The organism is Streptomyces sp. NPDC060366 (genome assembly GCF_042725135.1).
GTDB lineage: Bacteria > Actinomycetota > Actinomycetes > Streptomycetales > Streptomycetaceae > Streptomyces.
The window spans coordinates 692216-707688 of record NZ_JBHXDC010000001.1 but is presented as its reverse complement, the minus strand read 5'-3'; the positions used below and the strand labels follow the sequence as shown (position 1 = coordinate 707688).

Annotated in this window: 14 protein-coding genes; 11 read left to right on the top strand and 3 right to left on the bottom strand. The window is 70.5% G+C overall.

All coding sequences use genetic code 11. From position 1 onward, the window contains the following. Positions 1-146: 146 nt before the first annotated feature. Positions 147-1379 (top strand): SAV2148 family HEPN domain-containing protein, encoded by a 1233-nt coding sequence (locus ACFWHU_RS03015; protein WP_385800432.1) that lies wholly within the window; start codon positions 147-149, stop codon positions 1377-1379. 112 nt (positions 1380-1491) lie between these two features. Continuing rightward, entirely contained in the window at positions 1492-2214 is a 723-nt protein-coding gene (locus ACFWHU_RS03010; RefSeq protein WP_387223493.1) for a 3'-5' exonuclease, read from the top strand. A gap of 53 nt (positions 2215-2267) precedes the next feature. Here ACFWHU_RS03010 and ACFWHU_RS03005 read toward each other — a convergent pair whose 3' ends face one another. Then, complete coding sequence (locus tag ACFWHU_RS03005; RefSeq protein ID WP_387223491.1) at positions 2268-3155, bottom strand: phosphotransferase enzyme family protein; 888 nt, start codon at positions 3153-3155, stop codon at positions 2268-2270. A 197-nt stretch (positions 3156-3352) separates the two neighbouring features. Here ACFWHU_RS03005 and ACFWHU_RS03000 point away from each other — a divergent pair, with 197 nt between their 5' ends. From ACFWHU_RS03000 to ACFWHU_RS02990, 3 genes are read left to right on the top strand one after another with little or no spacing between them, the layout of a single operon-like run. Further along, a complete protein-coding gene (locus ACFWHU_RS03000; protein ID WP_385800439.1) occupies positions 3353-4309 on the top strand; it encodes a carbohydrate ABC transporter permease in 957 nt (318 codons plus the stop codon). Beyond that, positions 4306-5145 carry a carbohydrate ABC transporter permease gene (locus ACFWHU_RS02995; RefSeq protein ID WP_387223489.1) on the top strand — a complete coding sequence of 280 codons (840 nt, stop codon included), beginning with the start codon at positions 4306-4308 and terminating at the stop codon, positions 5143-5145. Before ACFWHU_RS03000 ends, ACFWHU_RS02995 begins: the two co-directional genes overlap by 4 nt. After that, complete coding sequence (locus tag ACFWHU_RS02990; RefSeq protein WP_385800443.1) at positions 5145-6485, top strand: ABC transporter substrate-binding protein; 1341 nt, start codon at positions 5145-5147, stop codon at positions 6483-6485. Before ACFWHU_RS02995 ends, ACFWHU_RS02990 begins: the two co-directional genes overlap by 1 nt. Before the next feature lie 35 nt (positions 6486-6520). Here ACFWHU_RS02990 and ACFWHU_RS02985 read toward each other — a convergent pair whose 3' ends face one another. Continuing rightward, entirely contained in the window at positions 6521-6937 is a 417-nt protein-coding gene (locus tag ACFWHU_RS02985) for a VOC family protein (protein WP_387223487.1), read from the bottom strand. A gap of 421 nt (positions 6938-7358) precedes the next feature. On the opposite strand from ACFWHU_RS02985, the gene erm reads away from it, so the two are divergent. Together erm and mgt are read left to right on the top strand one after the other, a co-directional pair. Then, positions 7359-8144, top strand: coding sequence for an ErmE/ErmH/ErmO/ErmR family 23S rRNA (adenine(2058)-N(6))-methyltransferase (gene erm, locus ACFWHU_RS02980; protein ID WP_387223485.1), 786 nt, complete (start codon positions 7359-7361; stop codon positions 8142-8144). 74 nt (positions 8145-8218) lie between these two features. Next, entirely contained in the window at positions 8219-9424 is a 1206-nt protein-coding gene (gene mgt / locus ACFWHU_RS02975; RefSeq protein ID WP_385800448.1) for a macrolide-inactivating glycosyltransferase, read from the top strand. A gap of 142 nt (positions 9425-9566) precedes the next feature. Here mgt and ACFWHU_RS02970 read toward each other — a convergent pair whose 3' ends face one another. Then, entirely contained in the window at positions 9567-11978 is a 2412-nt protein-coding gene (locus ACFWHU_RS02970; protein WP_387223483.1) for an MMPL family transporter, read from the bottom strand. 380 nt (positions 11979-12358) lie between these two features. Here ACFWHU_RS02970 and ACFWHU_RS02965 point away from each other — a divergent pair, with 380 nt between their 5' ends. From ACFWHU_RS02965 to ACFWHU_RS02950, 4 genes are all read left to right on the top strand, one after another. Then, the gene (locus ACFWHU_RS02965) at positions 12359-13552 is read left to right on the top strand and encodes a S8 family serine peptidase (protein WP_387223481.1); all 1194 of its coding nucleotides are present in this window, start codon (positions 12359-12361) and stop codon (positions 13550-13552) included. A 115-nt stretch (positions 13553-13667) separates the two neighbouring features. After that, on the top strand, positions 13668-14222 hold the full coding sequence (locus ACFWHU_RS02960; protein WP_387223479.1) for a DUF1697 domain-containing protein: 555 nt from the start codon (positions 13668-13670) through the stop codon (positions 14220-14222). Further along, the gene (locus tag ACFWHU_RS02955; protein ID WP_385800456.1) at positions 14215-14577 is read left to right on the top strand and encodes a DUF4440 domain-containing protein; all 363 of its coding nucleotides are present in this window, start codon (positions 14215-14217) and stop codon (positions 14575-14577) included. The genes ACFWHU_RS02960 and ACFWHU_RS02955 overlap by 8 nt, the downstream gene beginning before the upstream one ends. Positions 14578-14711: 134 nt before the next feature. Continuing rightward, the gene (locus ACFWHU_RS02950; RefSeq protein WP_385800575.1) at positions 14712-15446 is read left to right on the top strand and encodes a hypothetical protein; all 735 of its coding nucleotides are present in this window, start codon (positions 14712-14714) and stop codon (positions 15444-15446) included. Positions 15447-15473: the final 27 nt, after the last annotated feature.

Here is a 15473-nt window from a genome sequence, read left to right as displayed (position 1 = left end):
CATCCCACTCCGGCCGAGATCGGCACACAGAACGCCCGCACGCATCAGGGGAGTTGAGAAACCAGCCTGTGCATCCGGCTGCACCCGCTCCCCATTGCGCAGTACCCTTCCTTGATCGTTGAAAGGGGAGGGAAGGCGGTGCGCGGGTGAGCTCGGGAGGGCTGGAGCTACCCCCAGGTGACCCTGGTCACGAGGGGGTTTCCGGCGACATCCCGCCCGGAGCGGTCTCCCTCGCACGGCCGATGGAGATCGGGGCGGAGCTGGACTGGGGTCCGGAGGCCTGGACCGAGGTGCGTACGCGCGCCCAGCGGGCCGGCCGGGCCTATATCTGGCTGAATCTTGTCGAACAACGGCTCCGTGCCGTCGTCTCGGCGATCCTCAAACCCATCTACGAGCCGGTGCACGGCGACGACTGGGTGGTGGCCGCCGCCGGACCGGCGGGCCAGGAGTGGGTCCAGCGCGCCGTCGCCGTCCGCGAGGTCTCCCGCCGCAAGGGCTATCTGCTCGACCCGGCGGACGACAACGTCCTGAGCTTCCTGACGCTGCCGCAACTGCGGGAGCTGATGGTCCAGCACTGGCCGGGCTTCCAGCCGTACTTCGACGACCGCCGCGACGTCGAGCTGGCCCTGGACGAGCTGGAGGTGGCCCGTAACGTCGTCTCCCGCAACCGGGCGCTGTCCGAGGCCGTCCTCGCGCAGGCCGAGCGGGCCTCCGCGCGGCTGCTGGAGATCCTGGGCAGCGGAACGGCCGTGCCGTCCGCCGACCGGCTCAGGGTGGACGCCGTGGAGGACCTGGTCGGCGACCGGTACGCGGACGTGGTCTCCGTCCACCCCGACCGGGTGCGGCTCCAGCGGCAGATCCCCGCCGAGGACCTCTTCGGCGGCGCCCGGCGCCTCGACGCGGTCGGGATAGGCCTGAACCTCCTCGTACAGAACTTCTCCGGCCGGCGCCTCGTACGGCTCGCCGAGTCCGGCTGCCGGATACGGCTGCTCTTCCTGAACCCGGCCAGCAGCTCGGTCAAGCGCCGCGAACGCGAACTGGGTCTCAAGAAGGGCGAGCTGAGCCGCTCCGTGGAGATGAACATCCTCCATATGCGCCGGGTCCGCTCCCGTCTCCGCGACCCGGGCGCCTTCGAGATCCACGTCTTCGACGAGACCCCCCGCTTCACCGCGTATCTGGTCGACGGGGACGGCGCGGACGGGCTCGCGGTCGTGCAGTCCTATCTGCGGCGGGCGCGCGGCATGGAGGCACCGGTGCTGGTGCTGCGGGGCGCGGGGCGCGATGTGGTGCGGGTCGGCCAGGACACGGAACACGGTCTGTTCCAGACCTACCGGGAGGAGTTCGAGTCGGTGTGGACCGACTCGCGCCCCGTCTCCTGACGGTGTGGGAGCGCACTGACGTGCTGAAGGCGCGTCAAGGCTCCACCCGGCGTTGTCAGTGCCGCGTGCGAAGGTGAATGTCGAACGGGGAGAAGCGTGAGGGAGGACCGGGATGGGCTGGCACGGGGAGCCGTTGGTCGGATTCGATCTGGAGACGACCGGTACGGAGCCGCTGGAGGCGCGCATCGTGACGGCCGCGGTGATCGCGGTGCGGGACGGTGCGGTGGAGGAGCGGCGGGACTGGCTGGCCGATCCGGGCATCCGGATCCCGGAGCAGGCGTCGGCGATCCACGGGGTCACCAGCGAGCGTGCGTCGGCGGAGGGCCGGCCCGCGCGTGAGGTCGCCGACGAGATCGCGACGACGCTGGCCGAGTACTGGACGCGGGGCGTGCCGGTCGTGGCGTACAACGCGTCGTTCGATCTGACGCTGCTCGCGGCGGAGTTGGCGCGGCACCGACTGCCGTCGCTGAACGACCGGGTGGGCGGCGGGCCGATCGGCCCGGTGATCGATCCGTACACGATCGATCGCGCCGTCGACAAGTACCGGCGGGGCAAGCGGAATCTGGAGGCGGTCTGCACCGAGTACGGGGTGGTGCTGGACAGCGCGCACAACGCGGGCGCGGACGCGCTGGCGGCCGTGCGGGTGGCGACGGCGATAGCGGGCCGCCACCGCCAGGTCGGCGCTCTCACGGCTGCGGCGCTGCACGAGCGGCAGATCGCCTGGTACGCGGAGTGGGCGGCGGACTTCCAGAGCTTCCTGCGCCGCAAGGGCAACACGGACGCGGTGGTCGACGCGGACTGGCCCATGCGCGAACTGGTCCCGGCGGCGGGCTGAATTCGAGCCCGTCCGGCCGATCGAGGGGCGAACCCCGGTCGCCGGTCGGGCTGTCAGAACGGGTACCAGCGGACCTCGGGGTCACCGTCGCGCAGCGACGCGACGCGGCGGCGGAATTCCGTGAGCGCCTTCGGATTCGTCGGGGCGTGCTGCGCCACCCACGCGCAGCTCGCCGTCTCGCGGGCCCCGCGCAGCACGGCGCAGCCGGACCAGTCACGTACGTCCCAGCCGTACGCGGCCGTGAAGGTGTCGTACGCCTCCGGGGGCATGCCGTACCGGTCGCGGGACAGCGCCATCACCACCAGGTCGTGCTCGCGCAGATCGGTGGAGAAGGTCTCCAGGTCGACCAGGACCGGTCCGTCCGGGCCGACATGGACGTTGCGGGGGAGCGCGTCGCCGTGGATCGGGCCGGGTGCGAGGTGCCCGGTGAGCGCCGCCGCGGCGGTGGCGAAGCCGTCCCTGCGCTCGCGCAGATAGTCGGCGTCGGCCGGGTCGATCGCGTCACCGGCGATCCGCAGCCACCGCTCCACACCGCCGAGCAGTTCCCTGCGGGGTAGCTCGAACGGCGGCGCGGGCAGCGCGTGGACGAGCCGGAGGAGGGCGGCCAGATCGGCCGGGCCCGCGGGGCGTACGGCATCGGGCAGCCGCCGCCAGAGCGTCACCGGGTGGCCGTCGACCGTACGGGCCTTGGGCTCGGCCGCCCGGACCGCCGGGACGCCGCTCTCCGAGAGCCAGTCGGCGACGGCCAGTTCACGCTCGGCGCGCTCCAGCAGCTCCGGCGCTTCGGCGAGGCTCCGGCCGACCTTGACGACCAGGTTGCCCGTCGCGAACACCGCGTTCTCGCCCAGCGCCAGCAGCTCGGCGCCGTGCGACGGCCCGTGCGGGGCCCCGTGTGCCGGCCCTGTCGCGTCGAGTACGGCGCGCGCCCGTGCCTCGTCCATCGAACTCTCCCTCAATCCCGCCGCTCGTCGTCGGTCACCTGAACCGGCCACCGGGCGGACCCGGGTGAACCGGCCCGGTCACGGCCCCAAGTCTCGCATCCGTGCAGGTTGGCTTGACGAACCCGTCGCTCGTCAGCACGATGACGGAGGCCGCCGGGGCGGCCATCCCCACAAAGCCGCCCGAAGGAGCCGAATCCGTGACACTGGCGACCGCGAAGACGCGGTCCGGCAAGAAGCCGCGGTCCGGCAAGAGCGCGCCAGGGGGTGGACCGCGTCGGGAGAGGGTGATCGACGGCGGCGCCTGGTTCCTGGTGCTGCCGGCCCTGATACCGATCCTGGTACTCAGCGTCGGCCCCCTGCTCTACGGGATCGTCCTCGCGTTCACCGACGCGCAGTCCGGCCGCACCGAGCCCACCGAGTGGATCGGGACGCTGAACTTCCAGGACCTGTACCACGACACACTCTTCTGGGAGTCCTTCCGGATCGGCCTGCTGTGGGCGGTCGGTGTGACCGTCCCGCAGTTCGTGCTCGCCCTCGGTCTCGCCCTGCTGTTGAACCAGCGGCTCCGTTTCCGCTGGCTCGCGCGGGCCCTCGCGATCATCCCCTGGGCCATGCCCGAGGTGGTCGTCGGCATCATGTGGCGCCTCGTCTACAACGCCGACGCCGGAATCCTCAACGAGACGATCCGCGACTTCGGCCTCGGTGACGGCCGTGACTGGCTCACCGGCCTGGCCACCGCCCTGCCCGCCGTGATCGTCGTGGGGATCTGGGCGGGCATGCCGCAGACCACGGTCGCGCTGCTCGCCGGTCTCCAGAACACCCCGGAGGAGCTGCACGAGGCGGCGGCGCTGGACGGCGCGGGCGCCTGGCGCCGGTTCCGTACCGTCACCTGGCCCGCGCTCAAGCCGGTCGCGCTCGCCATCACGGCGCTCAATTTCATCTGGAACTTCAACTCCTTCGCCCTGGTCTACGTGCTGACCAACGGCGGCCCCGGCGGCCGGACCCGGCTGCCGATGCTCTTCGCCTACGAAGAGGCCTTCCGCTACGGGCAGTTCGGCTACGCCGCCGCCATGGGCTGCGTCATGGTCGCCGTGATCTCGGTCTTCCTCGCCTTCTATCTGGTGGGACGTCTCAAGTCGGGGGAGGAGAAATGAGTCTCCGCACCAGCAGGCCTGCGCGCGCCGGGCAGTACCTCGCGCTCCTCTGCTATCTGGTCTTTCTCGCCTTCCCGTTCCTGTGGCTGATCTCCACCGCCTTCAAACCGGCGCGTGAGCTGGGCAGTCTGCACCCCACCTGGATACCCGACAGCCCGACCCTGGAGAACTTCCGGCAGGCGTTCGACGAGCAGCCACTGCTCAGGGCCGCCGGCAACAGCCTCACCGTCGCGCTCTCCGCCTCCCTCATCGCCGTCGTCATCGCGACACCGATGGCCTATGTGATGGCCCGGCAGCGGAGCAGGCTCACGACGGCGGCGACCGGATGGGTCGTGGTCAGCCAGGCGTTCCCGTTCGTCCTGGTGATCATCCCGCTCTTCCTGGTGCTGAAGAACCTCCACCTGATCAACTCCCTGTTCGGGCTGATCATGGTGTACGTGGTGTGGTCCCTGCCGTTCGCGCTCTGGATGCTGGTCGGTTACGTCCGCGCCGTGCCCGCGGAGCTGGAGGAGGCGGCGGCCGTCGACGGCGCCGGCCGGCTCCGTACGCTCGTCTCGGTCACCGCCCCGCTGCTGGCGCCGGGCATCGTCGCCACCACGATGTTCGCCTTCATCACGGCGTGGAACGAGTTCTTCTTCGCGCTCGTCCTGCTCAAATCCCCGGAGAAGCAGACCCTGCCGGTGATCCTCACCCACTTCCTCGGCGCCGAGGGCGTCGCCGACCTGGGGCCGCTCGCGGCGGCGGCTTTCCTCGCGACGATCCCCTCGCTCGTCATCTTCGCGATCATCCAACGACGGATCACGGGCGGCATGCTCGCCGGGGCGGTGAAGACCTGATGCGTACGAGAAGCCTGACGGGTACGGGTACGGGAACACGGCTCGTGGCCGCTGCCGCCGCCCTCGGACTGCTGCTCACCGGCTGCTCGGGCGGCGACGGCGAGTCGTCGGACGGGCGGATCACCCTGCGCTTCCAGTCGCTGGCCTGGCAGGACGAGTCGGTCCAGGTCAACAAGGAGCTGGTGAAGGAGTGGAACGCCGCCCATCCCGACGTCCGCGTCGAGTACGTGCAGGGAAGCTGGGACAGCGTCCACGACCAACTGCTCACCTCCTTCGAAGGCGGTGAGGCGCCCGACATCATCCATGACGCCTCCGACGACCTCGCCGACTTCGCGTACGGGGGTTATCTCGCCGACCTCGACGGGCTGCTGCCCGACCGGCTGGAGCGGGACATCCCGGAACGCAGCTGGGAGACCACGGAGTTCGGGGACGGGGTGTACGGCGTGCCGTTCCTCCAGGAACCGCGCGTGCTGATCGCCAACAAGAAGATCCTGGAAGCCTCCGACGTACGGATCCCGACCGTCGAGAAGCCGTGGACCTGGGCCGAGTTCAGGGCCGCCGCCAAGGAACTCACGGCGGGAGAAGGACGGAAGCCGGGGGCCGGGCAGGCGGAGTACGGGGTGGCCTGGCCGCTGAAGGACCCGGTCTCCGCGACGCTCAACCTCAGCCGGTCCACCGGCGGGCAGCTCTTTCACCGGGGCGCGGACGACAAGGTGACGATCAAGTACACGGAGGCCGACGCCGAGGTCCCCGCCGTCATCCACGACCAGGTCAACAGCGACGGCAGCGCGTCGGGCGCCACGCTCGGCATGGGCGGTTCGGACACCCTGCCGGGCTTCTTCGGGGGCAAGTACGCGATGGTGCCGCTCGGCTTCTCCTACCGGCAGCAGATCATCCAGCAGGCGCCCAAGGGCTTCGAGTGGACGGTGCTGCCTGCCCCCGCCGGGGCCGACGGCGCGACGCAGGGCGTCAGCCCGCAGACCCTGTCGGTCTCCGAGGACACGTCTCACAAGAAGGAGGCGGTGGCCTTCATCGACTTCCTGCTCCAGCCGGAGAACATGGTCCGCCTCGCCCAGGGCGACTGGATGCTGCCGACCGGTACGGCGGCGCTCGCCGACCCGTCCCTGCACACCGGGAAGCACGGCTGGGGGACCGGCGCCGCGCTCGCCCGCGAACTGCTGCCGGCGCCCGCGCAGACGGTGCGCGGCTACCCGGAGTGGAAGGACAAGGTCGCGACGCCGGCGCTCCAGGAGTACTACAGCGGCGCGATCGACCGCGCCGAGCTGGAGAAGCGGCTGGTGAAGGACGGCAATCTGGTGCTGGCCCGCTACCAGCGCTGAGGTCGTACGGTGCGGAGCCGGTCAGGGACCGTCGCTCAGGCCCTACCGGCGACGCCGACGACATTGCCCTCGGGGTCGGCGAAGTGCCCGACCACCAGGGCACCGGGCTCGGGCCGCGCCGGCTCTGGGCCCATCCGGCGCGTCCCGCCGAGGGCCTCGGCCTGCCGGAGCGCGGCCTCCACGTCGGGTACGCCGACGTAGAAGAGGACCTGTGGCCGGAAACCCGTCCCGCCGGCCACTCCGCCGTTGATCCCGGGCACGCTCCCGCTCGCGCCGTCGCCCGGCACGGGATTCGCGGCGCCGTGCACGAAGCCGTACTCGCCCGGCCGCGACACCACCGGCGTGCTCGCGTCGCCCAGGTCGAAGTCCCACCCGAACAGCTCTCCGTAGAAGGCGCGCAACTTCGCGGGGTCGGCGCCGACGATCTCGAAGTGCACCACCGGCAGTCCCATGACCACTCCTCTGCTCGTACCTCGTACGTCCCTGGTGGACCTCTCAAGGCGAGTTCGCGGCCCCCGCGGACCGATCTCCGGGGCCTCCGCATCCGGCGGCGGAGGAAATCTCGGTTGTGGGAGATGAGCCGGCCCGCCTAGCGTCCGGGTCATGGGTAGCAACTTCACGGCGATCGTAAACCCCCGTTCCGCCCGGGGCTCCGTCGCCGCCTTTTCCCGGCTGCGGCGTGCCTCCGGCGCCCTGACCGGTCCGGGGACCTTCGACCGCTGACTCTCGGCGTCCCCCCGCGCGCACCGATCCGCGATCCTTCGCGATCTCTCATGATCTTCCGGGATCCGTGATCCGTGCGCCGCTTCACCCTGCTCCGGTCAGGGCCTTCGTCTGCCCACGAAGCCCCTTTCAGGAGACAGGACGCAGGCCATGGCCCGCAGCCCGCAGCACCGCCGATCCCGCACGCTCTCGCAGAACTTCCTCACCGACCGCGCCACCGCGGCCCGCTTCGTACGCGCCGCCCGCCCCGACCCCGCCGGGCTACTGCTCGAAGTCGGCCCCGGGAAAGGCGCGTTGACCACCGCGCTCGCACCGCACTGCCGCGAGCTGCGCGCGTACGAGATCGACTCCGAGCTCGTCCCGGAACTCCGCTCCACCCTCGCCGCCACACCCCATGTGCGGGTGTACGAGCGGGACTTCGGCACCGTACGGCCGCCGGGCGAACCCTTCGCCGTCGTCGGCAACGTGCCCTTCTCGCGTACCGCCGACATCGTCGACTGGTGCCTGCGCGCGCCCGCGCTGACCGAAGCCACGCTCATCACCCAGCTCGAATACGCCCGCAAGCGCACCGGGGACTTCGGACGCTGGTCGCTGCGGACGGTGCAGACCTGGCCGCGTGTCGAGTGGCGGCTGCTCGGCCGGATCGGACGGCGGGAGTTCCGTCCGGTGCCGCGCGTGGACGCGGGGATCCTGCGCGTCGAGCGGCGCCCGCGCCCGCTGCTGCCCGCCGCCCAACTCGCCGACTACCGGCGGCTGGTCGAGGTGGGCTTCGCCGGGGTCGGCGGATCGCTGTACGCGTCGCTGCACCGGGCCGGCCACCCACGCCGGCGGCTCGACGCGGCGTTCGACGCGGCGCGTGTCGACCGCGCCGAGATCGTCGCGTTCGTGCCGCCGGGGGCGTGGCTGACCCTGCACGCGGTGCTGCGCCGCACCTGAGCCCCGCCCGGCGGTCCTGGCATCGAACGAGATCAGACGAGACGTCTCGTCTCGTTTGATGTTAGGCTTCGGACATGACCTCACGAGAGCGCGCCCATATCGCCATGTTCTCCATCGCCGCCCACGGGCACGTGAACCCGAGCCTCGAAGTCATCAGGGAGCTCGTCGCCCGAGGGCACCGCGTCAGCTACGCCATCCCGGCCTCCTTCGCCGAGAAGGTGGCAGCCACCGGCGCCGAGCCGGTGATCTACACCTCCACCCTGCCGATGGACGACGACCCCGACGCGTGGGGCACCGAGCTGGTCGACAATCTGGAGCCGTTCCTCACCGACGGGACGCAGGCGCTGCCCCAACTGGCCGAGGCGTTCGAGGACGACCGCCCCGACCTCGTCATCAGCGACATCACGTCGTACCCGGCGCCGGTCCTGGCCCACCGGTGGGGCGTCCCGTACCTCCAGCTCTCACCGAACATGGTCGCCTGGGAGGGCTACGACGAGGAAGTCGCCGCTCCCCAGAACGCCCAGCTCGCCGAGTCCGAGCGCGGCCGGGCCTACCGTGCCCGCTTCCAGGCGTGGCTCGACGAGAACGGCATGGACCTTCCCCTGGACCGGTTCGTCGTCCATCCCGATCGCGCGATCGTGCTGATCCCGAAGGCGCTTCAGCTGTTCGCCGACCGGGTGGACGAGTCCGTCTACACCTTCGTCGGCGCGTGCCAGGGGGAGCGGGCGGACCAGGGGGAGTGGGAGCGGCCGGCCGGGGCCGGGAAAGTACTGCTGGTCTCCCTCGGCTCGGCCAACACCAAGCAGCCCGACTTCTACCGCGCCTGCGTCGAGGCGTTCGGCGGCCTGCCCGGCTGGCATGTCGTGCTCCAGATCGGCAAGTTCGTCGATCCGTCCGAACTGGGCGAGATCCCCGGCAACGTTGAGGTGCACCCCTGGGTGCCTCAGCTCGCCATCCTCAAGGAGGCCGACGCGTTCATCACCCACGCGGGCGCCGGTGGCAGTCAGGAAGGGCTCGCGACCGGTACGCCGATGGTCGCCGTACCACTGCTCGCCGACCAGTTCGGCAACGCCGACACGCTCGTCTCGCTCGGTGTCGCCCGGCGCCTGTCCATGGAGGAGGCGACGGCCGAGAGGCTCCGGGAGGCGGTCACCGGGCTCGTGGCGGACCCCGAAGTCGCCCGCAGGGGCGCGGAGATCAAGCGGGACATGGCCGAGGAGGGCGGCACGCGCCAGGCGGCCGACATCATCGAGGCCGCGCTGCCGGTGCGTGGCGCCTGACGCCTGACGCCTGACGCCTGACGCCTGACGCCGGGTGTCGGGCGCCGGGCGCTGGGAGCCGGGAGCCGGATGCGCCGCACGCCCGGCCGGTGGAGGCCGGTCGGGCGTGCGGCGCGTGCGGCGTACGGGGGAAGTGGGCGCCTCAGATCCGTACGGGATCGGGCTGTTCGCCCGTCTTCCCGTACGCGTCGACCGTCGGCGCACCGTCGCCGCCGCCCGATTCCGCCTCCGTCTGCGCGGCGACCGACTCGTCGTGCGTCAGGTCGGGCAGCCACCGCAGCCAGGAGGGGAAGTACCAGTTGCGCTCGTCGAGCAGCGCCATGACCGCCGGGAGCAGTACGCCCCGGATGATCGTCGCGTCGATCAGCACCGCCGCCGCCAGGCCGACGCCCATCTGCTTCATCGACTGCATCGACAGCGTCCCGAAGATGGCGAACACGGCGACCATGATCACTGCCGCGCTCGTCACCACGCCCGCCGTGGTCACCACTCCGTGGGTGATGGCTTCGCGAGTGGTGAGACCCCGCATCCGCGCCTCACGGATCCGCGACACCACGAAGACGTGGTAGTCCATCGACAGTCCGAAGAGGATCACGAAGAGGAACAGCGGCAGCCAGGAGATGATCGCCCCGACGCCTTCGGCGCCGACCAGCGACGCGCCCCAGCCGTGCTGGAAGACGGCGGTCAGGATGCCGTAGGCGGCACCGACCGACAGCAGGTTCAGCACTATCGACGTCACCGCGATCGTCAGCGACCTGAAGCAGAGCAGCATCAGTACGAAGGCGAAGATCACCACGAAGGCGAAGACGGGTGCGACGGCCCCGACGAGCTGGTCGTTGAAGTCCTTCGACCCGGCGACCTGGCCGGAGATCGGCGCCTCGACACCGTCGACCGCGCCGAGCGTGGCGGGCCGTACGGTGTCCCGCAGCAGCTCCAGACTCTTCTCCGCCCGGTTCTGGTCCGAGCCGCCGACCAGCGGCACCTCGATGATCGCGACGTTCCGCTCGTCGTGCGTGACGATCTCGACGGGCCCCTCCGAGGCGCCCGAACTCACCGCCTGTGCCCGGAAGTCGGCGAGTGCCTGCCGCACGGGCGCGGCGTTGATGTCGTCCGCCCGCACCACGACCTCGGCCGGTTCCGCTCCTCCCGGGAAGGCCTCGTTGACCCGCTCGTACGTCTGGACGATGGGCAGCGAATCTCCGAACTCCTGGTCCAGTGTGAAGTTCTGCGTCTGCATGCCGACGGCCGGCAGGGCGATCGCGACGAGCGCGCCCGCGGCGACCGCCAGCGCCATCTTCGGCCGGTGCAGTACCCGACCGAGCACGGCACGCCAGAACCGGCTCTCGCCACTCCCGCCAGCGCTACCCGCACCACCGGCTCCGGCGGCCGCGCGCTGCTTCTTCGACTGCTTGAGGCGGTTCAGGAAGGGCACCCGGCCCCGCTCCACGCGCTCACCGAGCAGCGACAGCAGCGCGGGCAGCACGGTCACCGAACCGACCATCGCCACCGCGACCACCATCAGCGACGCCAGCCCCATCGCCTTGAACTCGGCCAGCCCCGTGAAGAGCATGCCCGCCATGGCGACACAGACGGTGACACCGGAGACGATGACGGCCCGGCCGCTCGTCGCCGCGGCGATCCGCAGGGCGGTCTCGGCGTCACGGCCGGCCTCGCGCTCCTCGCGCTCACGCCGCAGGTAGAACAGGCAGTAGTCGACGCCGACCGCCAGACCCACCAGCAGCATCACCGAGTTGGCCGTGTCGCTCATCGGCATGACATGGCTGACCACGGCCATGAGTCCCATCGTCGCCATGATGGCGGTCAGGGCGAGAACGACCGGCAGCAGCGCGGCGACCAGCGCGCCGAAGGCGATCAGCAGAATGCCCAGGGCCACCGGCACGGCGGAGATCTCCGCCTGCTTGAAGTCGTCTCCGAACGCCTCGTCGAAGGTCTTGTTCATGCTGGCGCCACCGATCTCCGCGATCCGCAGCGTCTCCTTGTGCTCCTCCTGTACGCCCTCGACGGCCTTGAGCACCGTCTCCACGCGCTCGCTCGAAGTCTCCGGATCGCCGCGCATGTTGAACTGCACCAGCGCGCTGCGACCGTCCTTGGAGATGGTCTTCGTGTCGTACGGCGAGGTCACGTCGGCGACTTCGCCCGTACTCTCCACGGCCGTCAGGACCGCCGCGACCCCGGCGCGGAACTCCTTGTCCGTGGCGGACGTCGACGGGTCGACACCCTGGATGAGAACCGACTCGCCCACCGGCTCCTTCAGACCCGCGTCCTCGATGATCCGCTCGGCCTGGCTGACCTCGCCGGACATCTGCTCGCTGTCCTTGACGTCGACCTGGCCCGCCGCCGAGCCAAGTCCCATGGCGAGTACGACGAACAGCACCCAGGCGGTGACCGCCGTCCACCGGTGCCGCGCGCTCCAGACCCCGGCCCGCGCCGCGATTCCGCGCGGCGCGGGCGCAGCCCCCGGGCCCCGCCCCGGCGGTGTCGCGCGTCCCCGTCCCCGGCCCTGTCCCCGTTGCCGTCTCTCTGTCGCCACCATCGCCGGTCCGTCCCCTCGGGCCTGAGAGCGGCCGTGTGCCGCGGTCTCCGACTCGAATTTATGGTCGGATTCAGGCCTTCTCCTCCTGCTCCCCGGTGACCTGAAGAGGGCCGGCTCTCCTTCTCACGGGGTGGTGACATCCCTGACAAGAGGGATGGAAGCCCCTTACAACTAACGCGCCGGGGCGGGAGATCACGGTCGTGGTCCGAGTTGGGCACACATGGCCGATTTCGTATTAAGCAATGTTGTTTTCTAAGTCACAGCAGCCTGAAGGTCTTGATCTGAGCGCGACAATCAGCCAGGGTTTCGAATCAGTCCGCCGGAAGTTCTTCGTCCGACGGGCCATCCCCCCACAAATGCTCACGAGGAGAACCCTCTTCATGACAACTCATAAGCGCGCCACCCGGATGAGACTGACCGCGGCGATAACCGCGGTGGCAGCCGTCGCCGGTATCACCGCCTTCGCCCCCACGGCGGGCGCGGCCACCCCCCTCGGCACGGTGTACGGGGCCGATGCCAAGGGCGCGGTCGCGGGCAGCTACATCGTGATGCTGGACCAGAAGACCAACAAGAAGGACCTCGCCGCGGAGTACGGCGGGAAGCTGAACCGCACCTACACCGCCGCCATCAACGGCTTCTCGGCCAGCGGCCTTTCGGCCACCGAGGCCAAGCGGCTCGCCGCCGACCCGGCCGTCTCCAAGGTCGTCCAGAACAAGAAGTTCTCGATCGACGCCACCCAGGACAACCCGCCGTCCTGGGGTCTCGACCGGATCGACCAGACCGCGACCGCCGGTGACAACGCCTACACCTACCCGGACGCCGCGGGCGAGGGCGTCACGGCGTACATCATCGACACCGGAGTCCGCGTCACCCACGCCGACTTCGAGGGACGCGCGTCCTCCGGCTTCGACGCGATCGACAACGACGACAACGCCGACGACGGCAACGGCCACGGCACGCACGTCGCCGGCACCGTCGCGGGCGCCTCGCACGGTGTCGCCAAGAAGGCGAAGATCGTCGCGGTCCGGGTCCTCGACGACACGGGCAACGGCACCACCGAGCAGGTCGTCGCCGGCATCGACTGGGTCACCGCCAACCACAGCGGCCCGTCCGTCGCCAACATGAGCCTCGGAGGGGGCGCCGACCCCGTCCTCGACGAGGCCGTCAGCAAGGCGATCGCCTCCGGCGTCACCTTCGGCGTCGCGGCGGGCAACGACAGCAGTGACGCGGGCACGACCTCCCCGGCCCGCGTCGAGGAGGCCATCACGGTCGCCTCGTCCACCGTGGACGACCAGCAGTCGTCCTTCTCCAACTACGGCCCGATCGTGGACATCTACGCCCCGGGCAGCGACATCACATCGACGTGGAACGACAGCGACACCGGCACCAACACCATCTCCGGCACGTCGATGGCGACCCCCCACGTCGTCGGCGCCGCGGCGGTGTACCTCGGCGGGCACCCCGACGCCGCGCCGGCCGATGTCGCCACGGCCCTGACCGACGGGGCCACGCCCGACGCCATCAGCGACGCCGACCCCGGCACCGCGAACAAGTTGCTGAAGGTCGTCGAGTGACCGGGACGGCCTGACGTCTCAAGACAGCCCAGGACCGGCGGTCGTCGTGCTCTCCCCCACGGGGCGCGGCGACCGTCTTCCGCATGCCGGAGCGGTCCCGACCTATCGTGGACCCATGACGACGACCAGGTACGCGGCGCTGCTGCGCGGAATCAATGTCGGCGGCAGCCGGAAGGTCCCGATGGCCACTCTGCGCGACGTGCTCGCCGGCCTCGGCCACGGCGACGTCGCGACGTACCTTCAGAGCGGCAACGCCGTCTTCACCGACACCACCGGCGCCGACGAGTCCACGCTCGCCGCCGCGCTCGGGGACGCCATCCAGGAGGAGTTCGGCTTCGCCGTCGACTGTCTGGTGCGCGACGCCGCCTATTTGAAGGCCGTCGCCGACGCCTGCCCCTTCCCCGCCGCCTCGCTCCAGGGCAAGCAGCTCCATGTCACCTACTTCTCCGAGCCGGTGGGCCCCGAACGCTTCGCCGCCATCGACCAGGAGTCGTACCTGCCCGAGGAGTTCCGGCTCGGCGACCGGGCGCTGTATCTGTACGCCCCCGACGGCCTCGGCCGCTCCAAACTCGCCGAGGCGCTCTCCAGGCCCCGTCTGTACCCCGGCACCGTCGCCACCAGCCGCAACTGGAACACCGTCGTGAAACTGGTGGAGCTGACCCGTGGCTGAGTCACCCGCGGTCGTCGCCGCCATCGAGGCCGAGCTGCGCCTACTCGACCCGGCCGTCCGCTCGTCGGCTGAGCTGATCGGGGAGCTTCTTCACCCGGAGTTCACCGAGTTCGGTTCGTCCGGCCGGCGCTGGGACCGCCGGTCGATCATCGCGGCCCTCACCGCGCACGACGCGCCCGCCGCCCGGCCCATCACCACATCCGAGATGCGGGGCGTCGAACTCGCGCCGCATCTGGTGCTGCTGACGTTCGACACCGAACACAAGGGGCTCCTCGCGCACCGGAGTTCTCTGTGGATGCTGACCGGCGACCTCTGGCTCCTCTACTTCCACCAGGGCACCGTCTTCACGCCGTAGGGCCTACCGGCCGTCCCTGCCATCCCCGGGCGCCGACGACCATTCGGGTGGGATCCGTACCGCCGCGCCCGAAATGCGGCTCACGCACCGCTATAAAGGGGCCCGTCACGTTGATCAACTGATGGGTGCTCACCATGCTGAAGGCCGCTCTGCGGGTCCTCGCCACCGCCACACTCGCCACCACCGCGCTCGCCCCGACCGCCGCGTCCGCGTCCACCACGGCCCCGATCCCGGCCCCGGCGTCCGCCCCGGCCCTCGCGCCCGCCCTCGACACGGGACCCTGCGGTCCGGTCACCGAGTACCGCTCCTGGGACTGGTGGCGTACGACCACCAACCCGCTCATCGCGGACTCCGTCAGGGAGAATTCGGTGTCGGAGCGCTGGCAGTGGCGCAACGACGACAACACGCTGTGGCGGGGCGACACCCGCGAGAACGTGGAAGACCTGTTCGACGAGGGCTTCACCCCGCGCGGGGACACGATGGTTCCGCTGGCCGAGTACATCGTCAAGGGCGGCGGACAGAACAGCGCGCACGTCAGCACCACCTGTGAGGAGTGGGTGGCGCAGAAGTTCGCCACCTACGGCGCCGCCAAGACCGGCTGGGTGTACGAGATCGACGCCCCCGGCGGTATCGACGTCAACGCCACGGCCGCCGTCAATCGCTACGAGTCGCCGTACCTGTGGAACAAGGAGATCGACTTCCCGGGCGGTATCGAGGGCCGCTACATCAAGAAGGCGTGCAAGTACCACCTGACCAAGACCGACCCGAAGACGAAGGTCAACACCTACGACAACCTCGGCTGCAAGACGAACAAGGGCTTCCGGCCCCTGACCGCCGAGCAGCCTGCGGCGGCGCTCGCCGCCGAGTAGGACCCCGCCCCGACCGCCGGACGGACC